Origin of the sequence: Hymenobacter negativus, from assembly GCF_016056375.1 — a bacterium.
GTDB lineage: Bacteria > Bacteroidota > Bacteroidia > Cytophagales > Hymenobacteraceae > Hymenobacter > Hymenobacter negativus_A.
The window spans coordinates 100,951-125,567 of sequence record NZ_JAEDAE010000006.1 but is presented as its reverse complement, the minus strand read 5'-3'; the positions used below and the strand labels follow the sequence as shown (position 1 = coordinate 125,567).

At 59.1% G+C, this 24,617-nt stretch carries 17 protein-coding genes; 11 read left to right on the top strand and 6 right to left on the bottom strand.

Features of this window, described 5'->3' with window-relative positions; translation table 11 throughout:
* Nucleotides 1-101: 101 nt before the first annotated feature.
* The 9 genes from I7X13_RS14065 to I7X13_RS14030 all read left to right on the top strand — a co-directional run bounded on the left by I7X13_RS14065 (nucleotide 102) and on the right by I7X13_RS14030 (nucleotide 11,421).
* Nucleotides 102-1,901 carry an AMP-dependent synthetase/ligase gene (locus I7X13_RS14065; RefSeq protein WP_198069126.1) on the top strand — a complete coding sequence of 600 codons (1,800 nt, stop codon included), beginning with the start codon at nucleotides 102-104 and terminating at the stop codon, nucleotides 1,899-1,901.
* Nucleotides 1,902-1,975: 74 nt separating this feature from the next.
* On the top strand, nucleotides 1,976-2,104 hold the full coding sequence (locus I7X13_RS21760) for a hypothetical protein (RefSeq protein WP_262895108.1): 129 nt from the start codon (nucleotides 1,976-1,978) through the stop codon (nucleotides 2,102-2,104).
* Nucleotides 2,105-2,212: 108 nt separating this feature from the next.
* The gene (locus I7X13_RS14060) at nucleotides 2,213-3,025 is read left to right on the top strand and encodes a carboxypeptidase-like regulatory domain-containing protein (RefSeq protein ID WP_198075983.1); all 813 of its coding nucleotides are present in this window, start codon (nucleotides 2,213-2,215) and stop codon (nucleotides 3,023-3,025) included.
* A gap of 116 nt (nucleotides 3,026-3,141) precedes the next feature.
* On the top strand, nucleotides 3,142-3,621 hold the full coding sequence (locus I7X13_RS14055; protein ID WP_198069124.1) for a MarR family winged helix-turn-helix transcriptional regulator: 480 nt from the start codon (nucleotides 3,142-3,144) through the stop codon (nucleotides 3,619-3,621).
* Nucleotides 3,622-3,705: 84 nt separating this feature from the next.
* Nucleotides 3,706-6,111 (top strand): 3-hydroxyacyl-CoA dehydrogenase/enoyl-CoA hydratase family protein, encoded by a 2,406-nt coding sequence (locus I7X13_RS14050; protein ID WP_198075982.1) that lies wholly within the window; start codon nucleotides 3,706-3,708, stop codon nucleotides 6,109-6,111.
* Nucleotides 6,112-6,233: 122 nt separating this feature from the next.
* Nucleotides 6,234-7,418, top strand: a complete 1,185-nt coding sequence (locus tag I7X13_RS14045) for an acetyl-CoA C-acyltransferase (RefSeq protein ID WP_198069122.1) — start codon at nucleotides 6,234-6,236, stop codon at nucleotides 7,416-7,418.
* A gap of 30 nt (nucleotides 7,419-7,448) precedes the next feature.
* Nucleotides 7,449-7,988 (top strand): hypothetical protein, encoded by a 540-nt coding sequence (locus tag I7X13_RS14040; RefSeq protein WP_198075981.1) that lies wholly within the window; start codon nucleotides 7,449-7,451, stop codon nucleotides 7,986-7,988.
* A gap of 189 nt (nucleotides 7,989-8,177) precedes the next feature.
* The gene (locus I7X13_RS14035) at nucleotides 8,178-9,968 is read left to right on the top strand and encodes an acyl-CoA dehydrogenase family protein (RefSeq protein ID WP_198069120.1); all 1,791 of its coding nucleotides are present in this window, start codon (nucleotides 8,178-8,180) and stop codon (nucleotides 9,966-9,968) included.
* Nucleotides 9,969-10,221: 253 nt separating this feature from the next.
* Entirely contained in the window at nucleotides 10,222-11,421 is a 1,200-nt protein-coding gene (locus I7X13_RS14030; RefSeq protein WP_198075980.1) for a fibronectin type III domain-containing protein, read from the top strand.
* Between the two features lie 79 nt (nucleotides 11,422-11,500).
* Here I7X13_RS14030 and I7X13_RS14025 read toward each other — a convergent pair whose 3' ends face one another.
* The 6 genes from I7X13_RS14025 to mutY all read right to left on the bottom strand — a co-directional run bounded on the left by I7X13_RS14025 (nucleotide 11,501) and on the right by mutY (nucleotide 22,884).
* Nucleotides 11,501-16,066, bottom strand: coding sequence for a fibronectin type III domain-containing protein (locus I7X13_RS14025; RefSeq protein WP_198075979.1), 4,566 nt, complete (start codon nucleotides 16,064-16,066; stop codon nucleotides 11,501-11,503).
* 215 nt (nucleotides 16,067-16,281) lie between these two features.
* Nucleotides 16,282-17,736, bottom strand: coding sequence for a hypothetical protein (locus tag I7X13_RS14020; RefSeq protein WP_198075978.1), 1,455 nt, complete (start codon nucleotides 17,734-17,736; stop codon nucleotides 16,282-16,284).
* A 639-nt stretch (nucleotides 17,737-18,375) separates the two neighbouring features.
* Entirely contained in the window at nucleotides 18,376-20,475 is a 2,100-nt protein-coding gene (recG, locus tag I7X13_RS14015; RefSeq protein WP_198075977.1) for an ATP-dependent DNA helicase RecG, read from the bottom strand.
* A gap of 9 nt (nucleotides 20,476-20,484) precedes the next feature.
* The gene (gene gldD, locus I7X13_RS14010; RefSeq protein ID WP_198069114.1) at nucleotides 20,485-21,069 is read right to left on the bottom strand and encodes a gliding motility lipoprotein GldD; all 585 of its coding nucleotides are present in this window, start codon (nucleotides 21,067-21,069) and stop codon (nucleotides 20,485-20,487) included.
* Nucleotides 21,070-21,225: 156 nt separating this feature from the next.
* A complete protein-coding gene (locus tag I7X13_RS14005) occupies nucleotides 21,226-21,660 on the bottom strand; it encodes a single-stranded DNA-binding protein (protein WP_198069113.1) in 435 nt (144 codons plus the stop codon).
* Between the two features lie 141 nt (nucleotides 21,661-21,801).
* Nucleotides 21,802-22,884: an A/G-specific adenine glycosylase gene (gene mutY, locus I7X13_RS14000; protein ID WP_213019085.1), complete on the bottom strand. Its 1,083-nt coding sequence runs from the start codon at nucleotides 22,882-22,884 to the stop codon at nucleotides 21,802-21,804.
* 157 nt (nucleotides 22,885-23,041) lie between these two features.
* Between mutY and I7X13_RS13995 the strand changes: the two genes are divergently transcribed.
* Together I7X13_RS13995 and I7X13_RS13990 are read left to right on the top strand one after the other, a co-directional pair.
* Nucleotides 23,042-23,383, top strand: coding sequence for an HU family DNA-binding protein (locus I7X13_RS13995; RefSeq protein ID WP_317170162.1), 342 nt, complete (start codon nucleotides 23,042-23,044; stop codon nucleotides 23,381-23,383).
* Between the two features lie 128 nt (nucleotides 23,384-23,511).
* Nucleotides 23,512-24,432: a tetratricopeptide repeat protein gene (locus tag I7X13_RS13990; protein ID WP_198075976.1), complete on the top strand. Its 921-nt coding sequence runs from the start codon at nucleotides 23,512-23,514 to the stop codon at nucleotides 24,430-24,432.
* Nucleotides 24,433-24,617 lie beyond the last annotated feature (185 nt).

Sequence of the window (24,617 nt, the reverse complement as noted above, 5' to 3'; positions counted from 1 at the left end):
AGCAGCGCCACGGATGTGGTTACTGCGCCATCGCGCAGACCCAAAAAAAGCGCTTTATTTAAGCTGAATTTCACGCAATACGCCTTTATCCGACCCCACCCATGGACGTTCGTCGCGCCTTTGATATCCTAGCCCACCAAATTGCCGAGTCGCCCAAGTCCGACGCCCTGGCCTCCAAAATCGACGGTAACTGGGTGCCCATCAGCAGCCAGCAACTGCAGGACCAGGTCAACCTTGTCTCGCTCGGGCTCGTGTCGCTCGGCCTCAAGCGTGGCGATAAGGTGGCCATTATTAGCATGAACCGTCCGGAGTGGATGATGGCCGACTTCGGCATCTCCCAAATCGGGGCCACCAGCGTGCCGATGTATCCCAGTATCACAGTGGAGGACTATAAGTACATCTTCACCGATGCCGGCGTGCGGGCCGTGTTCGTGGCCGATAAAAAGCTGTTCGACAAGGTGAAGGAAGCCACGCAGGACCTGGATATTCCCGCTGCCAACATCTTCACCTTCGATAAAGTAGAGGGTGCCCGCCACTTTAGTGAGCTGCTGGAGCTGGGCAAAAAAGGCAACGCCGCTGACCTGGAGCCGCTGAAAGCCGCCGTGGAGCCCGACGATTTGCTCACGCTCATCTACACCAGCGGCACTACTGGCAAGCCCAAGGGCGTGATGCTCACCCACGATAACATCCTGAGCAACTGCCGCAACTCGCAGCGTTTTGTGCCCGTCACGAAGAACGATAAAGCGCTAAGCTTCCTGCCGCTCTGCCATATTTTCGAGCGCATGGTGACGTATCTGTACATGATAAACGGTGTGAGCATCTACTACGCCGAAAACATGGACGTCATCGCCGATAACCTCCGCGAGGTGAAGCCCGAAATCTTCACCACCGTGCCCCGCCTGCTGGAGAAGGTATATGATAAAATCGTGCAGAAAGGCCACGAGCTGGAAGGCATCAAGAAAAGCCTGTTTTTCTGGGCTCTGGATTTGGGCCTGAAGTACGACACCCAGAAAGACCAGGGCTTCTTCTATAATACGCAGCTGGCGCTGGCCAATAAGCTCATCTTCAATAAATGGCGCGAGGCGCTGGGCGGCAACCTACGTTGCATTGTGAGCGGCGGCGGGGCCTTGCAGCCCCGGCTGGCGCGCGTGTTCTGGGCGGCCGGCATTCGGGTGATGGAGGGCTACGGCCTGACAGAAACCTCGCCGGTGATTGCCGTGGGTGGCTACGAGCCGGAGAATAACATGATTGGCACCGTGGGCCCGCTCATCGACAACATGGACGTGAAAATCGCGGCCGATGGCGAAATTCTGACCAAATCGGCTTCGGTAATGAAGGGCTATTACAACAAGCCCGACCTCACGGCCGAGGTGTTCGACCAGGAAGGCTGGTTCCACACTGGCGACATTGGCGAGCTGGTGAATGGCAAGTTCCTGAAAATCACTGACCGTAAAAAGGAGATGTTCAAGACCTCGGGCGGCAAATACATCGCCCCGCAGGTCATCGAGGGCAAACTGAAGGAGGACCCGCTCATCGAGCAGGCCATGGTGGTGGGCGCCGACCAGAAATTTGCCTCTGCCTTGGTCATTCCGTCTTTCCCCGACCTAAAAGGCTGGTGCAAGCGCAACGGCGTGCCCGACGCTCCGAACGAGGAACTGGTGAAAAACGAGAAAGTGGTGAAACTGTACAAAGACTTAATAGACAAGTATAACAAGGGCTTTGCGCAGTGGGAGCAGGTGAAGCGGCACGAGTTGCTGCCCACTTTGTGGACCGTGGAAAGCGGCGAGATGACGCCCACCATGAAAGTGAAGCGCAAGGTCATCACCGAAAACAACAAGGACTTGATTGCCGGCATCTACGACCGGGCCGAGAAGGAGCCGCACGAGCGGACGGCCCACTAGGCAAGCGGCAACGTGCCCTGCCCAACCAAGAACTGGCAACGAAGCACAGTCAAAGCTTTGCCCACTGGGAGCAAGTGAAGAAAAACACCCTCCCGCCCGAGCTCTGGACCGTGGAAACCGGCGAAATGACGCCCACGATGAAAGTGAAGCGCAAAGTCATTACCGAAAACCGCAAGGAGGAGATTGAGGGGATGTATTCGTAGGCGGAAAATGAGGAAACGATGAAACAAACAGCGTCTGCTTGCATCAAGCGGACGCTGTTTGTTTTAGCTTTACAGTTTTATTTTCCATCATCTACTTCATTTTCATACATGAGTAACTTCTCCAAATTTGCTTGCCTCGCCCTGAGCGCAGCGCTTCTGCTAAATGGCTGCAAAGGCAAAGACGGCGACCCGGGACCTGCCGGGGCAACGGGCGCTACCGGTGCTACTGGCGCCACCGGCGCGGCTGGTACCAACGGCACGTCCGGTCAAAATTTAACGGGCTCGCTCTACGGCTTTGTCGCTCCCGTCGACGAATACGGCGTTGCACTTCCCAAAAGCGGGGTCACAGTTACGCTGGAAGGCGTGACGCCGGCCGCCACTGCCACCACCAATGCTGATGGGCGCTACGAGTTTACTAACCTGCGCAATGGCACCTACAATATAAGCTACAGCCGCACGGGCCTGGGTACCGTGCGTCGCCTCGGGGTAGGCCACGTGGGCGGCGACCAGCCAACTTTTCTCGGTACCAGCAGTATTTCGGCCCCTTCTACTACCACGCTTGGCACCCTCACGGTCAGCAACCCAACCACCACTTCGGTAACCCTGAACGTCCCGTTCTCTAACCCCGGTGCGCAAGGCGCTTTTGTTCGTTTGGCGATATACGCCAGCAGTAGCCCCGGTACCACGGCCGCCAACGGCACGTTGCTGACTACCGTTTCGACGACTACCAGCCCATTAAGCTTTAGCTTTTCAAAAGCTACCTTCAACAGCGCCGGCTTTGCGAGCGGGACAGCAGTCTACGTTGTAGCGTATGGCGCGCCGTCCGTCCTGACGTCTTACGTCGACCCCCTCACCGGACGCATAATTTATAATGGCCTGACGGCCGCTTCAACCAATCAGGTTGCGTTTATCGTGCCGTAACCGGCGCGACGACAGGACGTCTGACAGAGGCACTCTCCACGAGTGCCTCTTTTTTTGGAATATAGTATGCAAGCCTAACAAATTCTTCGTAAGTTTACCGCACTATCAGCCCGCCCATGAAACCCGAAGAAACCGTCGATTACAACATAAAAGTGGCTTGGCACGCGATTTCGCGGATGTATAATACCCAGGCCGCGCAAAACGATATCACGACCAGCATCGGCTTCGTGCTGCTCAATATCGACCAGGAGCGCGGCACGCCGGCCACCAAAATTGCCCCGCTGCTGGGTCTCGAAACCCGCAGCCTCACCCGCATCCTGCGCAGCATGGAGGAAAAAGGGCTGATTTATAAGCAGGCCGACTCGGTGGATAAACGCTCGGTTCGCATTTTCCTGACCGAACTGGGCCTGGAGAAAAAAGAAGTTTCGCGCCAAACAGTGCGCCACTTCAACCTGAAAATCCGCGAAAAAATCCCGCAGAGCCAGCTCGATGTCTTCTTCAAAGTCTCGGCTCAGATTACGAGCATGATTGAAAGCAAAACCCTCTTTGAGGAGTTTGTGCTGAAGCCATCGCGCACCGAGTCTTCGGCGTCTTAAAATCTCAACAGCCTGGCGGCGCTGCCGTTAGCGCACGGGCTTACCGCTTACATTACCACCCCCACCTCATCACCCCCAAAGAGGATGAATCGAACCATCAAGAAAGTGGCCGTGCTCGGCTCCGGCGTCATGGGCTCGCGCATTGCCTGCCACTTCGCCAACATTGGCGTGCAGGTGCTGCTGCTCGACATCGCCCCCAAAGAGTTGCTGCCCGACGAAGAAAAGAAGGGTCTGAAACTGGAGGCTCCGGTCGTGCGCAACCGCATTGTGAATGCCGCATTGCAGGCCGCAATCGTTGCCAATCCCTCGCCGCTCTACCGCAAGGCCGACGCGGCCAAAATCAAGACCGGTAACTTCGACGACAACCTGAAGGACATTGCCACCTGCGATTGGACAATTGAGGTGGTAATTGAGCGGCTGGACATCAAAAAGAGCCTGTACGAGCGGGTGGAGCAGTTCCGCAAGAAGGGCACGCTCATCACCAGTAACACCAGCGGCATCCCGATTCACCTGCTGGCCGAGGGGCGCTCGGAGGATTTCAAGCAGCACTTCGCGGGCACGCACTTCTTCAATCCGCCTCGCTACCTGAAGCTGCTGGAAATCATTCCGACGGCCGACACCAAGCCGGAGGTGCTGGATTTCCTACAACACTACGGCGACCTGTACCTGGGCAAAACTGTGGTACTGGCTAAGGACACGCCCGGCTTCATCGCCAACCGCGTGGGCGTGTGGGCCTTGCTCGACGCCATGCAAACCATGCAGAAGCTGGGCCTGACCGTGGAAGAAACCGACAAGCTGACTGGCCCGGTAATCGGCCACGCGAAGTCGGCCACCCTGCGCACTTCGGACGTGGTAGGGCTGGACACGACCATCAACGTGGCCAACGGCCTGGCCCAGGGCCTGCCGGATGATGAGGCCAAGGACGTGTTTGTGCTGCCCGATTTCGTGAAAAAGATGGGCGAGAGCAAGTGGCTGGGCGACAAAACCGGCCAGGGTTTCTACAAGAAAGTGAAAGGGGAGGGCGGCAAGTCGGAAATCCACGCGCTAGACCTGAACACCCTGGAATACAAGCCGAGCCAGAAGGTGAAGTTCGCCACGCTGGAAATGACCAAAACCATCGAGAAGCTGGCCGACCGGTTCAAAGTGCTGGTGGCAGGCAAGGACAAGGCGGGCGAATTTTACCGCTTGAGCTTCGGCGGGCTGTTCGCCTACGTGAGCAACCGCGTGCCGGAAATCTCCGACCAATTGTATAAGATTGACGACGCCCTGCGCGCCGGCTTCGGCTGGGAGCTGGGGCCGTTTGAAACCTGGGACGCACTGGGCGTGCAGGCGGGCGTAGACCTAGCCAAAGCGGCCGGCCGCACCGTGGCCCCGTGGATAGAAGAAATGCTGGCCGCCGGTAATTCAACCTTCTATAAGGTAGAAGACGGTGTGCGCAAGTTTTACGACCAGGCTTCCAAGACCTACCAGGCCATTCCGGGCGTGGAGAATTTCATCATTCTCGACAACCTGCGGGCCAGCGGCAAGGTGCTGTGGAAAAACGCGGGGGCCTCAGTTATCGACCTCGGCGATGGCATCCTGAACGTGGAGTTCCACTCCAAGATGAACTCGCTGGGCACCGACGTTATTCAGGGCTTGCTGAAAGGTGTGGAGATGGCCGAAGCCGGCTATCGCGGCCTCGTGGTGGGCAACGACGCGCCGAACTTCTCGGCCGGTGCCAACCTGGGCCTCGTGTACATGCAGGCGCTCGACCAGGATTTTGACGAGCTGAACATGATGATTCAGCAGTTCCAGCAGGCTATGATGCGGATGCGCTACAGTAGCATCCCGGTGGTGGGCACTCCGCACGGCCTCACGCTGGGCGGCGGCTGCGAGCTGAACCTGCACTGCGACCGCGTGGTAGCAGCGGCTGAGTCTTACATCGGCCTCGTGGAGTTCGGCGTGGGCCTGATTCCCGGCGGCGGCGGCACCAAGGAAATGACCCTGCGCACGGCCGCCAAGTACGAGGAAGGCGAGCCCGAATTCAATCTGCTGCGTAACACCTACATGACCATCAGCACGGCCAAAGTCTCGACTTCCGCCGCGGAGGCATTCGACCTGGGCTTCCTGCGCCGGGGCGACGAAGTGGTGCTGAATAGCAACCGCGTTATCGCCGCCGCGAAATCGGCTGCCATTGACCTGGCCGATGCCGGCTACACCCAGCCCGTGCAGAAAACCAACATTAAGGTGCACGGCAAGGGCGCTCTCGCCATGTTCAAAACCGGCGTGTACGCCATGCAGCAGGGCAACTACATCTCGACCCACGACCAGCTTATTGCCGATAAACTGGCCTACGTGATGTGCGGCGGCGACTTGTCCTCGCCCACCGAAGTGAGCGAGCAATACTTACTGGATTTGGAGCGCGAGGCGTTCCTGTCGCTCTGCGGCGAGCGCAAGACGCTGGAGCGGATTCAGAGCATTCTGACTACCGGTAAGCCGTTGCGCAATTAATTCAATTTGTCATGCTGACGAAGGAAGCATCTTATCACGGCGGCCTTTGTTAGCGTCTTAAACCTCCGCAGCGCCGGCGTGATAAGGTCCTTCGCTGCACTCAGGATGACAATCAAAATAATATGTCTAACACCGCATATATCGTAGCCGGCTACCGCACGGCCGTGGGCAAAGCCCCCCGGGGTGGTCTTCGTTTCACCCGGCCCGACGACCTCGCCGCTGCCGTTATCAAACACCTCGTGGCCCAGGTGCCGGCCCTCGACCCCACGCGCATCGACGATGTAATCGTCGGCAACGCCGTGCCGGAGGCTGAGCAAGGCCTGCAAATGGGCCGCCTGATTTCGCTGCTGGCCCTGCCCATCAACGTATCTGGCCTCATCGTGAACCGCTACTGCGGTTCCGGCGTCGAAACCATCGCCATGGCGGTGGGCAAAATCTCCTCGGGCATGGCCGATTGCATCATCGCGGGCGGCACCGAGAGCATGAGTATGGTGCCCACCGTAGGCTGGAAAACCGTGCCCAACTACAAGCTGGCGATGGCGCACCCCGACTACTACATGGGCATGGGCCTCACCGCCGAAGCCGTGGCCAACGACTACAAAATCAGCCGTCAGGACCAGGACGAATTCTCCTACAACTCGCACCAGAAGGCCATCAAAGCCATCGAAGCGGGCAAGTTCAAAAAGAGCATCGTGCCCATTACGGTAGAGGAAACCTACCTGGACCAGGCCACTGGTAAGAAGAAAAACCGCTCCTACGTGGTGGATACCGACGAAGGCCCCCGCGCCGACACCTCGGTAGAAGCCCTGGGCAAGCTGCGGCCTGTGTTTGCCGCCAACGGCACTGTGACCGCCGGCAACTCTTCCCAGACTTCCGACGGCGCGGCCTTCGTACTCGTAATGTCGGAACGCATGGTGAAGGAGCTGAACCTGGAGCCCATCGCCCGCATGGTGAACTATGCCACCGAAGGCGTCGACCCGCGCATCATGGGCATGGGCCCCATCAAAGCCGTGCCGAAAGTGCTCAAGCAAGCCGGCCTCAAACTCGACGACATCGACTTGTTTGAGCTGAACGAAGCCTTCGCCTCGCAGTCGCTGGCGGTGGTGCGCGAGCTAGGCATTGATACTGAAAAGCTGAACGTGAACGGCGGTGCAATTGCTCTGGGCCACCCGCTGGGCTGCTCAGGCGCTAAGCTCAGCATCCAGCTCTTCGATGAGCTGCGCGAGCGCGGCAAGAAGTACGGCATCGTCACGGCCTGCGTGGGCGGCGGCCAGGGCGTCGCCGGCATCTACGAGCTGCTGAAGTAGCTTTCTGTATCGTCCCCTAAAAGGAACGTCATGCTGAACGCAGTGAAGCATCTTTACCGCAGTAGTAATCAAATACCATGTGTCGATAGAGGTGTTTCACTGCTGCTCTTAACATTTGGTGCACAAAGTGCGCAGGCACAGCATTTTGATTTTGCCGCCAAAGAGGCAGTTAAATTGCCTGCTTCTGCCCTTGCTCAACTATACCAATACATCGAGAAGCGCGATGGTAGCCCGATGACAATAGGCGAGACATACGTATATGTTCCTGTTTACAATGTCCTAAACCGTTCACAGAAGCAGTTTACAGACGGTGTCTACATGTTTATTTTGAACGTCCATGATTCTGGGCAGCTCTTCATTAATCAAAAAGGCAAGGTCGTAATTCTGAGAAACGGGTCGGTGCCGGAGATTCTCGCTGATTACAGTGGCTTCTTGAAGCAGAATAAGTTGCCTGTGACTACCCAGGTAAGTTATTTGTCGGCAATTGCAGCGTTTATGCAGTATCAATACAAAGACATCCAAGAGAAAATTAAAAGCGGTGCTCTGGATGAGTTAAGGGATAAACCCTGATTCCAAGCGGTTGCCACATTACAAGTTCGAGAAGAAATGCCCCGTCCCACCGGGGTTTTCTTTCGCTGATATAGTAGGCACGCCTAACATTTTTTCTTACCTTGCAACACTAAACCCGCCGGCCTTTTGTTTCTCTAACTAGTAGGCTAGCCTAATACTTTTCAACTCCACACCCCACCCCAAACCGTCATGGAAGTAACGCAGCAAGTCCCCCTGAAGGGCGGCGAATTCATTATCAAGCCGACCGATGCCCAGAGCGTCTTCACCCCGGCCGACTTTACCGAAGAGCAGGTCATGATGCACCAGACCTGTCTGGATTTCGTGGCCGCCGAAGTGCAGCCCCTGCTCGAGCGCCTCGATAACCACGAGGAAGGCCTGATGCGTGGCCTGATGGAGAAGGCTGGCCAGTTGGGCTTGTTCGGCGTGAGCATTCCGGAACAGTACGGCGGGTTGGACATGGACTTCACTACGGCCCTGCGCGTGACCGAGGGCGTGGGCGGTGGCCACTCGTTTCCGGTGGCGTTTGCGGCGCACACGGGCATCGCCATGCTGCCCATTCTGTACTTCGGCAACGACGAGCAGAAGGCCAAGTACCTGCCCGGCCTCACCGACGGCACCCTGATGGGCGCGTACTGCCTCACCGAGCCCGGCTCCGGTTCCGACGCGTTGGGCGCTAAGACGAAGGCCGTGCTCAATGCCGAGGGCACGCACTACGTGCTGAACGGCCAGAAGATGTGGATTACGAACGCCGGCTTTGCCGACGTATTCATCGTGTTTGCCCAGATTGACGGTGACAAGTTTACCGGCTTCATCGTGGAAAAAAACACGCCCGGCCTGAGCCTCGGCAACGAGGAGCACAAGATGGGCATCAAGGGTTCTTCGACCCGTCAGGTGTTCCTGACCGATGCGCAGGTGCCGAAAGAAAACGTATTGGGCGAAATTGGCAAAGGCCACCTCATCGCCTTCAACGTGCTAAACATCGGCCGCATCAAGCTGGCCGCCGCCTGCCTGGGCGCCACCAAAATGGCCGCCGACTTGAGCGTGAAGTATGCTAACGAGCGGGTGCAGTTCAAGATGCCCATCTCAAAGTTCGGCGCCATTCGCTACAAGCTGGCGCAGCAGGCCATCCGCATCTACGCCGTAGAATCGGCCATTTACCGCGCAGGTTCCGACATCTACCGCATGGAGCAGCAGCTCATGGCCGAGGGCAAAGGCGCCAACGAGGCGCTGCTGGGCGCGGCCCGCGAGTTTGCCGTGGAGTGCGCCATCCTGAAAGTAGAAGGCTCGGAAGTGCTCGACTACGTGGTGGACGAGGGCGTGCAGATTTACGGTGGCTACGGCTTCTCGGCCGACTACCCGATGGACCGCGCTTACCGGGATTCGCGCATCAACCGCATCTTCGAGGGCACCAACGAAATCAACCGCCTGCTGGCCGTTGACATGATTCTGAAGAAGGGCCTGAAAGGCGAAATCGACCTGATGGGCCCGGCCCAGGCCGTGCAGCAGGAGTTGATGAGCATCCCGAGCATGAGCCAGGAAGAGGAAACCGGCCTGTTCAGCAAGGAGCTGAAAACCATCGCCAACCTGAAAAAGGCCGTCCTGATGGTGGCCGGCTCGGCCGTGCAGAAGTTCACCGCCACCCTCGCCAAAGAGCAGGAGCTGCTGATGAACATCGCTGATATGGCCATCAAAACCTACATCGCCGAGAGCACCCTGCTCCGCGTGGAGAAGGAAGCTGCGGCCAAAGGCGAAGAAGCTATGGCCGTGGAAATTGATATCGCCCGCGTGTACCTGGCCGATGCCGTGGACATCGTGGAGAAAGCCGGCAAGGACGCCATCGGCAGCATGGCCGAGGGCGACGAGCAGCGCCTGCTGCTCATGGGCCTGAAGCGCTTCACCAAAACGGAGCTCATCAACGTGAAGGAGTCGCGCCGCCGCATCGCTGCCAAGCTGATTACCGCCAACGAATACGCCGTTTAAAGCATGGATTTGCCGGATTAACGGCATATTTCATGGATTTCTTATCTAAAAAAGGCCGCTTCCGAGTTCGGGAGCGGCCTTTTTTTAGATAAGTTATTTAATTAACGGGTTTAAGGACAGGACGTTGGGTAACTATATTGGGAAGAATCCGATATAACTGGAAGCCTTTTGCGGTGCGGGTTAGTCTGGAAGAAAAGCACAGCGCGGCCGCCCGGCTTATGATTGTTCCTCAACTTCTTTTTTTTCTGTACTTATGAAAAACTTTACGCCTTTTTTGGTCATGCTGGCCGTTGCGTTGGGGTGGCTGGTACCCGCCGCCCAAGCCCAGACCTGCGCGCCCCCGACCAACGTCATTACCCGCAACATAACCAATACCAGTGCGGTGGTTAGTTTCACGCCTTCGGCCACGGCCGCCAGCTACACGGTGCGCTTTTATTCTATCGACAGCACGGCGGCGGGCATCACTAACGTCAATACCACCACGTCGCCGGTGATGCTGACGGGCCTCGTGGCCGGACGCTGGTACCGGGTGTCGGTGCAGAGCAACTGCGCGGGCGGCCTTACCACGGCCTCGCCCTGGATTGGGTTTCTGACTACGGGCAGTGGTTCCAATCCTAATACGGGCTGCGCGGCGCCAACCGGGTTAGCCATTGCGGGCTTGACTACCACGACGGCGTCCATCACCTTTAATGGGGCCGCCGGGGCCGGTAGCTACCGCATAGTTTACTATGCTTGGGGCGACAGCATCAATGCCGTCACGCAGACCGTGACCGGCTCACCAATCGGGCTCAGCGGCTTGTCGCCCGGCACACAATACGTGGTGCGGGTTTTCAGCAACTGCAGCGGCGCTACTTCGGTCCCAGCAGGCCTCACCTTCCGTACCCCCACGGTGGCGGTGCCCTGTGGCGCGGTTACCAATGTGGTGGTAACGGCCACCAGCGCCACCACGGCCGCGGTCAGCTTCACATCGGGAGCCAACAATACCCGGTTCACCGTGACGTATTACGTGCCCAACGACTCGGTGCGGCAGGTGACTTCTACCGCATCACCCATCATTATTACCGGCCTGGTGCCCGGCCGTACATATTCCGTGCAGGTACGGAGCTTGTGCGGTAGCGGCACTGCCGTTACCTACACGGCCGGCGCGCCCATCACCTATTCCTTCCGGGGGGCACTAGCCTCCCGAGCGGCGCTGGGTAGCGGCAGGCTGGAAGTATTCCCCAACCCGGCGCAGCGCGCGGTCAGCCTAGTGCTGCCGGCCGTGGCCGGTGCCACGCAGGCCCGGATGGTGCTGCTGAATGGGTTGGGTCAGCAGGTGCGTACCATCATCCTACCACTGGCTGGAACCGAAACCCGGGCTTCATTTGATTTATCGGGCGTTGCTTCCGGGCTTTACACGCTGCGCGTAATGGCAGGGGGGCAGTCGGCCAGCCAGCAACTGGCAGTTGAGTAAGCTAAAAATAAATCCAGCAAAAAGGCCGCTTCTGAATCCAGGAGCGGCCTTTTGTTTAATAAGTATCAGCAAATAAATCTCATTCTTTCACTAGTTTCAAATGCTGGGCCTTACCGTCCAGCGTGATATGCAGCACATATATCCCGCGGGGCAGGGACGAAAGATTGATAATGGGCAGCTTGGCCAAACCAGCGGGCACTTCCACCAACTGCTTGAGGACAGTGCGGCCGGTAGCATCGGTGAATGTCAGCGGAACAACCCCGGCCGAGGCAGCCTGAGTGGTCAGCGTCAGGGTTTCCCAAAAAGGGTTGGGGCTGGCGATTAGGATAGAAGCGTTGCCGGTACCAAACACCACGGCTTTGGGAGCGGTGAAGGTGCTGCTGCCATCTAAATCGACCTGCTGCAAACGGAAATAGACAGTACCGGTCAGATTATCCGCAGCCGTCAGGAACTGGTAAGACTGGGCCTGGCTGCTGCTGGCTTGGCGGCTGGGCACGAAGCCCAACGTGCGGAACTCGCGGCCATCGGCCGAAGCCTGCACGGCAAAGCCCTTGCTGTTCTGCTCGGTAGCCGTGGCCCAGGTGAGCAGGGCCTGCTGGCCCTGGCGCTCGGCATCAAAGCGGGTGAGGGTGACGGGCAGCGGCGCAGCCTTGTTGCCCAGCGTCCAGTCGGAGAGGTGGGTGAGACCGGTCAGGGTGACGTTGTTGGCGCTGGCGGTGCCACCTTCGGGCCGCCACAGGCCGCCAGCAATGGGTCGGCTGAACAGCTGCAGGTTGGCGGCGGGGATGCCGTTCAGTTCGGCCGTGGTGGGCGAGTAACCGAATACCAGGTCCATGTTGAGGCCGGTTTCGGTGGTGGGCACGATGCGGTACTGGCGGCGGATGCTGCGGCTGGTGATGCCGGCATTGGCCCCGGCCGCGGGCGTGACGCCGTAAACCGGCGTGCCCGTGGTGCGCACCACGTAGGTGCTGCCGGGCAGGGCCGCGCCGCCGGCGGTGTGCGCCGTGAGGGTAAGCCCCAAGCCGCCAAAACCGGTGGAATTGCCATCGGCCACGAAGCTGAGCGTAGCCGACTGCACCTGGCCCAGCACAAAGCTAGTAGCGGTTTCGCTGATGGTGGCGTTGCGGCCCAGCGTGAGCAGGTGCGCGCCCGAGCCATCGGGCAGGTATCCTTTGAGCACGCCGCGGCTGAGCACGAGGCTGGTGTTCACGGTCACGTCGCTGTTGAGCTGGAGCGAGTCGGTGGCCGTGGCCAGGTTGAGTTTCAGGCTACGCACCGTAGCCGGCAGGCCGGAGCCCGACTGCTGGTTGGTCCCGTTGGTAAACGTGCCGGTGTACGTATAGATGGCATCGGAGCTGAACGTGCGGGTGCCCGTCACCTGCACCGCGCCGGTGCTGCCGCTGGCCGCAATGCCGGCCGGCGCACAGATTTGCAGCTCGGCCCCGGCGTTCAGGGCGAAGGTAGCCGGGCCCGTCACGGGCTGGCAGTTGGTGTTGAGGATGCCGCCGCTTTGCACCGTGATAGCGCCCTGGGCCGCGAGCGGGCCGCCGAGGGTGGCCGTACCGCCGGGCAGCACCGTCACGTTGCCGTAAGTGGTGCCATTGGCCACGCTGCGCGTGTCGCCGATGGTCAGGTTGGGCAGGTTGTTCACGAAACCCTCGCCCGAGAAGTACACGTTGCGCAGCAGCGCGTAGCGGCCGCTGCTGCTAGTGCCCGCCGCGTAGTAGAAGCGCACGCTCAACGTCTGACCGCTGCTGCGGGTGAGGCCCCCTAGCGCCAGCCGGTATGTGCCGAAGCCGCTGCTGTTGTAGTTGTTGGCCGTAACCGGGGCGCCCAGCGTGCCCAGCACGAAGGAGCTGGTGCCGAAGCCGTCGAGCGAATAAGCCACGGCAATGCGGCCATTGCCGGTGTTGTAGAATGCCGTTGTGAACGTCAGCGAATCCACCCGCAGATTGTCGCCGCTGGCGGCCGTCAGCGTAAACTCCTCATACACTGTGTTGCTGAGCGAACTACTCCAGCCACCGCCGTTGCCAGCCGGCGCAACTGCCTGGGCATAGGTGGTGGAATTGGCCGGGATGGGGGGTGAGCTGCTGGCGGTGTTGGTAGAGGCCGCCAGGCCTGCGAGGGTGGGCGTGCTGGCCGCCACGGCGTAAGAGCGCACCACGGCATTATCGGTGTTATCGGCCGTGAGGGGCCATTGCTGCAGCACGGCCGAGTTCGCGGCTGGCGTCGTGAAGCTCACGCTTTGCACGTAGCCGGGCGTGCCGCCGCAGTTGGTTTGCAGCGTAGCCGTGTAGGTAGTTGAGGCATCGAGACCCGTAAGTGCCACCGGCGAGGCGGTGGGCGCGGGCGTCAGCGTGGTAGTCGTGCCGCCTTGCGGCGTCAGGGTTACAGTGTAGCTGGTGTTGCCCGCGCCCGGCGTGAAGTTGAGCTGCGCGCCGGCGGCTGTCACATTGCTAATGCTGAGGGCCGTAGCTGCCGGGCAGGCGGCTGTGGCTACTCCGGTCACGTACAGGTTTTTGGTGAGGGCATGACGGTTGCTGCTGGTGCCCAGGGCGTAATAGAGGCGGAAGGAAATAATGTTGCCCGCCGCGACGGTCACGCCGGTCGTGCCAGCCAGCGGCAGGCGGAGCACCGAGTAGCCGTTGCTGCTCACCTTATTAAGCGCCACCGGTGTGGCCTGCGAACCCGCGATGAAGGTGCCGGCCGTGGCAAAGCCGTCGGTCGAATACGCCACGCTCACGTTCATGGTCGAGCCGTAGCCACCCGCGCTGAACACCAGCGAGTCGGCGCGCACACTGCCGCCGGGGGCGGCCGTCACGGTAAATTCCTCGTAGCGGGTCAGGCTCACGGTACCATTCCAGCCGGTGCCATCAGCATTAGGGGCAATGCCCTGGCCCAAAGCAGAATAGGCCGGCAGGTAAGTGGATTCTCCATCCTTAGAGCTGCCGTCCGACAGTACCAGTGGGGTCGTGGTCGAGGGGGTAAGCGTCGCGGTGCTGGCCGTCACACCCGCCGAGCGCACGGTTGGGTCGTCGCTGGCATTAGCCGTGAGCGGAAATTGCTGCAATACCGGCGAGCTGGTCAGGCGCGTGGTGAAGGTGCGGGTGAGCACGTTGCCTACCGCGCCATTGGCGCAGGTGCTTTGCAGCGTCACGGTGTAGTTGGTGGCGGGCGTCAGGCCGCTCAGGGCCACCGGCGAGGCAGTGGGAGCAGGGCTCACCGTCATGGCCGCGCCGGGCGAGCCGGTGGGATAGTATGAAACGGTGTAGCTGCTGTTGCCGCTGCCGGGCGTAAACGCCAGGCTGGCCGAGGTGCTGGTGATGCCGCTCACGGCCAGCCCGCTGGGGTCGGCGCAGGTGAGGGTAGTGAAGGTAGTAGCCTGCGCCGTGCCCGAGCCGCTAGCGCACACGCTCTGCACCGTCACGGTGTAGGCGGTGCCGCCCGTCAGGCCCGTCAGTGCCACCGGCGAGGCGGTGGGGTTAGGGCTCACCGTGGTGGTGCTACCGCCCGAAGGCGTGTATGTCACTACAAACGAGGCGTTGCCGCTGCCGGGTGTGAAGCTCACGCTGGCCCCGGTCTGGGTAATGCTGCCCACAGCCACGCTGCTCACGTCGGGGCAGTTGGCATTGGTAGTGGTGAAGGTGGGGCTGGTGATGGCAGGCACGGTCGGGCCGGCCGGCGAGCCCGCCGGGGTGGCCGTCACGGTAGCTGCGTAGGCCGTGGCCGATGTGAGCCCGCTGAGGGTATAGGTTGCTACGTAATTGTTGCCGACACTGGGCGCAGTAGTCAGCGCGGCCGTGCCTCCGGCCGGGCTAGTGCTGATGCCGTAGGTATAGCCACCCGCCGCCGGCGTGGCAAATGATACCTGAGCCGTGGTGGTGGTGATGGTACCAACCGAGAGCACCTGTCCCACGGCGGCCAGGTTTTTCAGCATCACATATTTGCCATTGCTGGTGCTGCCGCAGCTGTTGTAGAGCCGGATGCTCAACGTCTGTCCAGCGGCAAGGGTAACGCCGCCGGTTGTGTTCAGCGCCAGTCGGTAGGTGTTAGTGGGCGCGGTCGGACCCGCATTGTTTTGCGCCACTCCTACCGCTTTGGCAAAGCCACCCAGTCCTGTGCTGGGAAAGGTCAATGCTCCATTATTCACCGTGCCAGTACCGGCTATTTCCGTCGAATCATTGGTCGTGAAGCCAGTTTTGGAGAATACCACGGCCAGCTTTGCATTGCTGCCCGTCGCATAATAAGCTTCCGTCAGCACCAGCGAATCGAGCCGCACGCTGCTGGCCGTGCCCGCCGTTATAGTAAACTGTTGGTAATACTTGCGGCTCAGCGTGCCCCCGGGCGTCGTCCATAGCCCATCGGCTGTGGGAGCCGTGGCTTGCCCGTAAGTGGCCGAATTGGCCAGTACAGTAGCATTAGCAGATGCTACCAGTCGCTTGAGTGTAGGCGTGCCGGCCGTCAGGCCCGGTGCGGTATAAGTCGACGCGTTGTTGCTCGTGAGCGCCCATTGCGCCACGGGCACCGACTGCGCCCACGCACCAAAAGGCAGCCCGACACCCGTCAGCAAGAGCAGGGCAACGTGTAAGCCAAGACCGCGCTTGCGGGCGGTCGTGCTGCCAGCAGCAAGTAAAAGTTTAAGCATGAAAAAGATGAACAGAGGGTGGGATAATGCATCTTCAGCAAAGAAGACTTCCCGGCAAAGTCAATCAAACCCGACCGTAGCTCAATACCCCTGTTCAACTATATTCTCGCAATCGATGCCGGGAACGATGTCGGGAACGATTGCGCCAATCGGCACCAATGATGCATGTGCCTGACTATTGTTTTTCAGGCCATGCAATAGCATTGCCCTCGTTCTTATTTCACCACAATTTTTTCCAGCTGCAAAGCCGCTGATTTCTTGCTGGGTCGGCTCACGCCAATGATGGTTTTCTCGTCCAGCCAAGTAGTGAAATCCTTCACGTAAGCCAGCTGCTGGTCGTCGGCCACGTTTAGTTTCAGCCGTTCAGGCGCACTCACCACGCCGGTTTGGGCGTTCACGCGGCGCAGGTACAGGTCCGATTTTTTGTTGATATTTTCCAGCGTGAGCAGCTGCACCGTGCCGCCAAACACCGCCGCCCGAAACCCAATGCCCGTGTAGGAATCCACGGCCGGAGCCACCTGGTCCTTCGCCACGATGCTGTGCCAGGTGGGCGCGCCATACTCATTGTAGCCAAATAGATGCAGCTCACGCGCGTGCACCGGGGCTTCGCTGCCACCTTCCTCAAAGTGCTTTTCGGCCACCACCACCAGCTGCTTTTCCGGCGTTAGCAGCAACTCGCCTAAGTAGATGTCATCGAGTCGTTTTACCTCAAGTCCGCTGGCCTTGCTCACCTCCGTCAGGTAAGCCGGCGTGAAGCGGAATTCCGGCGAGAATTTCATGTCGCCGCTGCCGCTGAAATCGTATTTCACCACCTTCAGGCTGTAATATTCGCCGGTTTGGTAGTCGGCGCACAGCGCGGCGGCATACAGGCTGCCGTCGTTCAATACCGTGAATTTGGCGTCGCGCACCGTCACCGGCCGGCCGCCAAACACGCCGCCCACCGGCACGCCCAGCACCTTGATTTCGGTGGAAGGCCCGGCCGGGTAGCGGCGCACCGTCAGCTTCTTCATGCCCTCGCTGATGAGCGTCACGTACTGCGTGCCGTCATTGGCCACATACACGGCCGGCGAGAAAAAGTCGCTCAGCGTCCGGAAATCGTACGTTTTTTCCTCCAGCTGCGCCAGGCTTTGGTCGAAGAGCGTGGCCGCAATGCTCTTCACCTGCTGGTTGCTGGTGAGGTAACGGAAAGCCAGCAGCCGATTGCCGTCGGGCGAGATGCTCACGCCGGGACGGCGGTCGCGGGCCGGAGCACTCATTACCATCTTGGCCGCGCCCTTCTGGCCATTTTGCAGGCTCACGGGTACCACGGTCAGGTTCTGGCCGTTGTCATCCTTGTGGTGCAGCACCACCAGGGCCTGTTGCGTGCCGCGCCCGAAGGCTTCCAGCGTCTCGCCCGGGCCCACTGGAATGGTGGTAGTCCACTGCTTTTTGAGGTCGGCATCGTAGCGTTCTACGGCATAGCCGCCGGCACTCTGGTGGGCCAGAATTACAAACCCCGACCCATCGGCCAGCGCCAACGTCTTGTACGGCACACGCATGTCGTAGCGGTCGGTGCCCTGCTCGGGCAGGTAGCTGAAAGGGGCCGACTTCACCTTCTGGGCTACGGCCGATGCGGCGTTGCCCAACAGGACCCCACTCATTAGCCCGACCATTACTGCGCGCTGCAACATAAAATTTTGGCGTGTTGGAAACATAAAAAAATGGATTTCAACGGTCCTGTGTGTCCAAAAGTACCTGCTTTTGAGTTTCGACTTTGCTTTTTGCCGGTTATGCCTTCAGGAAGAGAAGGCGGTTGCTAACAAAAAAGTATTTCAAGCATAACACTTCAGCAGTCACTTTCGTACAGGGAGCCCGTTTACTTCGTGTTAGCGTCCAAGGTTCAATCGGAACCAATTGAGCGCGCCTCGTTTCAAGCTGTTACCCCCACGCTTGGTCGAGTTATTTGACCTTTTTAACGGATTTTTTGAACAAACTTCAGTTTTGCCTTACCTTTGCAAACGCTAATATCTACTATCCCTATGAAGTCACTACTTAAGTTCACACTGTTATCGGCCCTTATCATTGGCGGCAGACTTGTTAAGGAGTCAGCACCTTCTACCGTAGCCAAAACAGTTGAACCTGCTACCAAACCCAACTCCTCGGTTATCATGGTTCACCAGGTGCTCACTTCCGAGCCCGTCCAGCCCACCCGACAGCAGGCCCAGCCGCAGCAGAGCGGTAGCGGACTCATTGCTGAGATGTTCTAGGCAGAACACCCCAACGACTTTTTACAAAGTCGTTTTTTTTTGCCCACTGCTCAGCACAAACGTTTAACTAATCCGGCTCCAGTTCACGGCCGTGGCCGGTAGACTTTCGATGTGGTGGCGGATATTGGCATTCTCCGGATTAGCCAAGTTTGGGTCTTCACTAAGCAACGTCTGGGCGGCGGCCCGGCTTTCGCTCAGGATGCGGCCATCCTTGGCTAGGTCGGCAATCAATAGGTCGAGCACGCCGCTTTGCTGGGTGCCCATCAGGTCGCCGGGGCCGCGCAGCTTTAGGTCAATGTCGGCAATTTCGAAGCCGTTGTTGGTTCGCACCATCGTTTCGAGGCGGGTGCGGGCGTCCTTGCTCAGCTTGAAGCCCGACATCAGGATGCAATAGCTCTGGTCGGCCCCGCGGCCCACGCGGCCCCGCAGCTGGTGCAGCTGCGACAGCCCAAACCGCTCGGACGATTCAATTACCATCACCGAGGCGTTGGGCACGTTCACGCCCACCTCAATCACGGTAGTCGCCACCATTATCTGGGTTTCCCGCTTGATGAAGCGCTGCATCTCGTAGTCCTTTTCCTCGGCCTTCATGCGCCCGTGCACGATGCTGATTTGGAACTCCGGAAAGGCCCGCGCCACGCTCTCGTAGCCATCGGTCAGGTCTTTATAGTCCATCGTTTCCGACTCCTCAATCAGCGGATACACGATGTACACCTGCCGCCCAATCTTCACCTGGTCACGGATAAACTCGAACACCTTCAGGCGGTTGGCATCGAAGCGGTGCACCGTCACGATGGGCTTCCGGCCGGCCGGCAACTCGTCAATCACGCTCACGTCCAGGTCGCCGTACAAGGTCATGGCCAGCGTGCGCGGGATGGGCGTGGCCGTCATCACCAGCACGTGCGGAATGACGTGCGGGTTTTTCTGCCACAATTTCGAGCGCTGCGCCACCCCAAAGCGGTGTTGCTCATCCATAATGGTCAGCCCCAGATTGCGGAACTGCACCACGTCCTCCAGCAGGGCATGAGTGCCCACCAGCATGTGCATGGTGCCATTGCGCAGCTCCTCGTGCAGCACGCGCCGCTCGGCCGTGCGGGTGCTGCCCGTAAGCTTGCCAATCTTGATGCCCAGCGCATCGGCGTACACTTTCAGGCCCACGTAGTGCTGGTCGGCCAGAATCTCGGTTGGGGCCATGATGCAGCTTTGCGCGCCGTTGTCGGCCGCCATCAGCATGGCGATGAAGGCCACGATGGTTTTGCCCGAGCCCACGTCGCCCTGCAACAGCCGGTTCATCTGCTGCCCAGTGCAGAAGTCCTTGTAAATGTCGTGGATAACGCGCTTTTGCGCCCCCGTCAAATCAAACGTCAGGTGGTTTTTGTAGAAGTCCACCAGCGTCGGTACCTGATTAAAAATCTGGCCTGCCAGCGTCACCTTGCGCTGGTCGCGCTGCCGCAGCAGCTTGAGTTGCACATAAAACAACTCCTCAAACTTGAGCCGGAACTGCGCCGCCGCCAGCAGCTCCGCACTCTGCGGAAAGTGAATTTGCTGCAAGGCCTGCGCCTTGCTCATCAGCCCATACCGCTCAATTAAAGCCGGCGACAGCGACTCCGTGATGTGCGGCAAGGCCAGCCGCAACAGCTCCGCCACCATTCGCATAATGGCCTTGCTATCGACGCGGTGGTAGTTTTTAAGCTTTTCCGAGGTGTTGTAAACGGGTTGCAAAAAGCTCTGGCCCGGCTTGGCTTCACTCACTTCCTCCAACTCCGGATGCGCCATCTGCGGCCGCCCGTTAAACATCGTCGGCTTGCCGAAAACGATGTATTCCTGGTTGTTTTTGGTGTACTGCTGCACCCATTTCACGCCCTTAAACCACACCAGTTCCAGCTCGCCGGTGCCGTCGCCCACCTTCGCGGTCAGGCGCTGCTTCGGTCCTTCGCCCACCAGCTCCTTGCCGCGCAGCATGCCGCGCACCTGCACATAGGGCAAGTCATCGTTGAGGTCGGCCACCTTATACACCTGCGTCCGGTCCAGGTAGCGGAACGGGTAGCGCTGAATCAGGTCGCCGTAGGTAAACAGGTTCAATTCTTTGCCCAGCAACTGCGCCCGCTGCAGGCTACCCACCGAGCGCAAAAATTCGAGCCGGGTATTGAAGAAATTACTCATTCTCCGTCCCTACTTATACTTCAATGTGTTAAGCATTCGCACCATATCCGTCTTCACGTACTCAATCACCGGGGCCAGTGAGTCGTTTGCCGTGGCCGTGCGGAAATACAGCGCCCCCCGAAAGAAGTGCTTGGTACTGTCCGTGGTGTAAAACTGAAACTGGCTCGGCACCTCGCCCTGCAGCTCAAACACCGAGGCGCGCATGCCGCTCGGCGTTTTCAAAATCCGCTCATCAATGGCCGTGGCCTTGATTTCGTGCTTGCCCGTGAGCTTGCGGGCATCTTCCATCATCTTATTATAGAGGCGACGGTCGCGCTGCACGTCCATATAGGTAATCTGCACGTTGGCGTGCAGTTTGGGGTAGTACACATTCAGCCAGTGCGGCTGCGCCATGTACGACGAATCGCGCTTAATGACAGCCTGCGTTGAGTATTCGAACTCATACGGGTGGCCGGCCGGCAGCATCCGGTAGCGGTGCGCCGGCAGGTCGATGCGGTTGTACCCCTTGGGCTTGGGCGTAAAATCCGGGGCCGACGAGCAGCCCGCCAGCAGTATCAGCCCGGTCAGCACCGGCAAGGTTGAAAGGTATTTCATGCAAAAAGCGGCCCCGGCCCAAAACGGCCCAGCCTACGTAGTTTCAAAGGTAACTGCCATCGCAACGAAAAAAGCCCCGGCACAGTGCCAGGGCTTCATCTCAATCATCGCTCTGGACAGTTGCAGCCACAGGCCACTCAGTCCGCCATTCGGGAGTCAGAAGGGCAGCTGGTCCAGCTCCGGCTCTTGCCGGAAGCTGTGCTGCGGCTCGGCAGCGGCCGTACCATTAGCCTCGCCTGCTGCCGGAGCCGCGCCTTGCGGCCGGCCGCCCAGCATCGAAATCTCATCGGCGATGATTTCGGTGATGTAGCGCGTCTGCTGGTCCTTATCCTGGTACTGGCGGGTGCGCAGCTTGCCCTCGATGTACACTTGCTGGCCCTTTTTGAGGAATTTATCAGCCATGTCGGCCAAACCGCGCCACGCCGAAATGTTGTGCCATTCGGTGCGCTCCACGCGGTTGCCTTGCTTGTCCTTGTAATAGTCGTTGGTGGCGAGGGTGAAGTGAGCCACGCTCACACCGCCTTCCAAATGGCGCACTTCGGGGTCTTTGCCCAGGTTGCCTACCAAAATCACCTTGTTCACTCCGGCCATATTATTGCACGTTAGGAAATACACAGTCGAACGAGCCACCCGGCTTGTTCTTGCTTCAAAGATAAGAGTTTAAAATCGATTAGCAATACTTTTTGCTAATAATTTTTGCCAATAAATCCAAAAATATTGGGAGGGGCTGGCTTAAAGCTTCTGCTCAATATAATTAGCAATCAGCTTGGGTTTGGGCAAGGCCTCAATCTCTGCCGGCGAGTACGCTCGCAGGCCCAGGTCGCGAAGCGTCGTAGCAGGAAGCGGCTGCGCCAGAGGCAAATCGTGAAAGCGCGCCTCCAGCTTCTGATGGCTCAGTACGTGGCGGTAGGCGGCGCTGGGCTCGGCCGCCTGGCTGGTGTCCAGGGTAGCGCCCAAGGCATCCAGCTGCCGCGCCAGCTCCGCCGGCGGCAGCTCGGACACCGTAGTTTCGGTCAGGGCAAAATCATACAGTCCTTGCCAGATGTCCTTCTCGCGGCGCTCCCGCAGGTATGTCTGCTCGCCGTGGCGCAGCACGAAGTAGTGGAAATAGCGCGTGCGTGAGGCCTTGGCCTTGCTCTTCACCGGCAGCAGCGCCACCTGCCCGTGCTGGAACGCCCAGCATTGGTGCTGCAGCGGGCAGAAGAGGCAGTCCGGTTTGGCCGGCGTGCACTGAATCGCGCCAAACTCCATGATGGCCTGGTTGAAATCGGCCGGCGTGCTGGCGGGGATGTGCTGGTCGGCCACGGCTTGGAATTCCTTGCGCGAGCTGGGCGCCACGATATCGGAATGCAGTCCAAAAATGCGGGCCAGCACGCGGTACACGTTGCCATCAAGCACGGCCACGGCCTCATCGAAGGCAAACGACGCAATGGCCGCCGCCGTGTAGGGCCCGATGCCGCGCAGCTTCAGCAATTCGGCGTAGGTGCCAGGAAACTTTCCGGCGTATTCCGTCACTACCTGCTGGGCCGTGCGGTGCATGTTGCGAGCCCGCGAATAATAGCCCAGGCCCTGCCAGTAGCGCAGCACTTCGGCCTCGGGCGCGGCGGCCAAAGCCTGCACCGTAGGGTAGGCCGCCAAGAAGGTTTCGTAGTAGGGAAGGCCTTGCGCCACACGGGTTTGTTGCAGAATAACTTCCGACAGCCAGATGGCATACGGGTCGCGGGTATGGCGCCAGGGCAGGTCGCGGTGGTGGCGTGGGTACCAGGCCAGTAGGGCCGAGGCCAGGAAGGAAGGCTGATGGGTTTTTGCGGTCAAAATTTTGAAAGCGAATAATTTGGGCCAACACCTAGTTTGTGAAGGTTGATTGGTAAAACAAAAAAATGGGGTTACCTTTGTGGCCCCAATTCAAGGGCGAACCGCCTACCGGGCAAGGGCTTACGCTGAAATTTGGGACTTTTTTGCCTAAAACTGTATTTTTTTCAACCACTCTAAGTACCATACCAACGTGACTAAAGCTGAGGTAATCGCCGAAATCTCCACGAAGACCGGCATCGAGAAAGCTGATGTATTGATGACTGTTGAAGCCTTCTTCAAAGTCGTGAAAGATTCGATGACCGAGGGCAACAACATTTATGTGCGCGGCTTTGGCTCGTTCGTAAACAAGAAGCGTGCTCGTAAAGTAGCCCGCAACATCTCGAAAAACACGTCGCTCATCATCGAGGAGCACTACATCCCAAGCTTCAAGCCGTCGAAAACCTTCGTGGCTAAGATTAAGAACAGCAAGAAGGTGAAAGCCGTTGCGGCCAAAGCCTAATTTTGTTGGTTAAAGAAACCAGCAGGCGGATTAACTGCCGGTCAGTTTCACAACAACAATGAATTGCCGGCCGCGCCGCCGGTGTCTTTTCCGCAAGGGAAAGCCCGGCGGCCGGCTTTTTTCAGCTAATGGCTACTACCCGCACCGCTCCGCATCAATTGGTAATCGTCGCCGCCGCGCTCGCGCTGGTGGGCGGCTTATACGTGTTGCCCAAGGGCATCATGAAGCCGAAAGAGAGTAAATCGGAGCTGAGTAAGGACGCTGCTGCCACGGCCAACCGTGACGGCGGCGGTATGGCCACCAACGGCTCCAAAACCGAGGCTTCCTCGGGGCCGGTGCCCGCCACCGCCACCGACAACAACGGTCCCAACGCCGCCCCGCACACCACCACCAGCCCCGCCCAACGGCAGGAACTGGCGCGGTTGCTGGGCGAGTACCAGGCCGCTGCCACGCCCGATGCCAAAGCCACGGTGGCCACCACCCTGGCCCGCCGCTACAACGACGTGGAACGTTTCGATAGCGCCGGCTACTACCTGGAGCAAGTGGCCTTGTCCAAACCCAGCGCCCAACACTGGCAGCAGGCGGCCGATGCCTATTTCCAGGCGTTTAGCTTTGCGGCTACTGACGAGCGGGTGAAACTGCTCGGCGGCAAGGCGCGGGAGCTTTACACCAAGGTGTTGAAGGACCAACCCGGCAACCTCGACGCCAAAACCAACCTCGGCATGGCCTACATGGCCTCCGAAAACCCCGTGCAGGGCGTTACCTACCTGCGCGAAGTGCTGGAAGCCGACCCCCGCAACGAGAAAGCCCTGTATAATATGGGCATCCTCGCGGTGCAAAGCAACCAGTACGACAAAGCCGTGAAGCGTTTTCAGGATTTGGTGAAAGTCAATCCAAAAAATGTGAACGGACAGTTTTACCTCGGCGTAACTTTGGCCCAGACTGGCGCCAAAGAAGAAGCCAAACAAGCCTTTCTCGCCGCCAAAAGCCTCAGCAACGACCCCGCGCTGGCCGCTTCGGTGGAAGAGCAAATGGCCAAACTGAAATAGCTACGACACAATTAATCACCAACTTAACCCCCAAGCATCATGCCCTGCGGTAAAAAAAGAAAGCGTCATAAGATTGCCACCCACAAGCGCAAGAAGCGCCTGCGCAAGAACCGCCACAAGAAGAAGTAAGCCTCACGGGGCGTAGCGGCGGCCGGCAGTTTTCCTAACGGGAAGGGAGCCAGCCG

Coding starts and splice junctions, on each gene's coding strand:
- I7X13_RS14005 (WP_198069113.1), bottom strand. CDS start 21,660: ATGGCCGGAGTGAACAAGGTGATTTTGGTAGGCAACCTGGGCAAAGAC.
- I7X13_RS14055 (WP_198069124.1), top strand. CDS start 3,142: ATGAAACCCGAAGAAACCGTCGATTACAACATAAAAGTGGCTTGGCAC.
- recG (WP_198075977.1), bottom strand. CDS start 20,475: ATGAGTAATTTCTTCAATACCCGGCTCGAATTTTTGCGCTCGGTGGGT.
- I7X13_RS14025 (WP_198075979.1), bottom strand. CDS start 16,066: ATGCTTAAACTTTTACTTGCTGCTGGCAGCACGACCGCCCGCAAGCGC.
- I7X13_RS14040 (WP_198075981.1), top strand. CDS start 7,449: ATGCTGAACGCAGTGAAGCATCTTTACCGCAGTAGTAATCAAATACCA.
- gldD (WP_198069114.1), bottom strand. CDS start 21,069: ATGAAATACCTTTCAACCTTGCCGGTGCTGACCGGGCTGATACTGCTG.
- I7X13_RS14045 (WP_198069122.1), top strand. CDS start 6,234: ATGTCTAACACCGCATATATCGTAGCCGGCTACCGCACGGCCGTGGGC.
- I7X13_RS14050 (WP_198075982.1), top strand. CDS start 3,706: ATGAATCGAACCATCAAGAAAGTGGCCGTGCTCGGCTCCGGCGTCATG.
- I7X13_RS14035 (WP_198069120.1), top strand. CDS start 8,178: ATGGAAGTAACGCAGCAAGTCCCCCTGAAGGGCGGCGAATTCATTATC.
- I7X13_RS13990 (WP_198075976.1), top strand. CDS start 23,512: ATGGCTACTACCCGCACCGCTCCGCATCAATTGGTAATCGTCGCCGCC.
- I7X13_RS14065 (WP_198069126.1), top strand. CDS start 102: ATGGACGTTCGTCGCGCCTTTGATATCCTAGCCCACCAAATTGCCGAG.
- I7X13_RS14060 (WP_198075983.1), top strand. CDS start 2,213: ATGAGTAACTTCTCCAAATTTGCTTGCCTCGCCCTGAGCGCAGCGCTT.
- I7X13_RS14020 (WP_198075978.1), bottom strand. CDS start 17,736: ATGTTGCAGCGCGCAGTAATGGTCGGGCTAATGAGTGGGGTCCTGTTG.
- I7X13_RS14030 (WP_198075980.1), top strand. CDS start 10,222: ATGAAAAACTTTACGCCTTTTTTGGTCATGCTGGCCGTTGCGTTGGGG.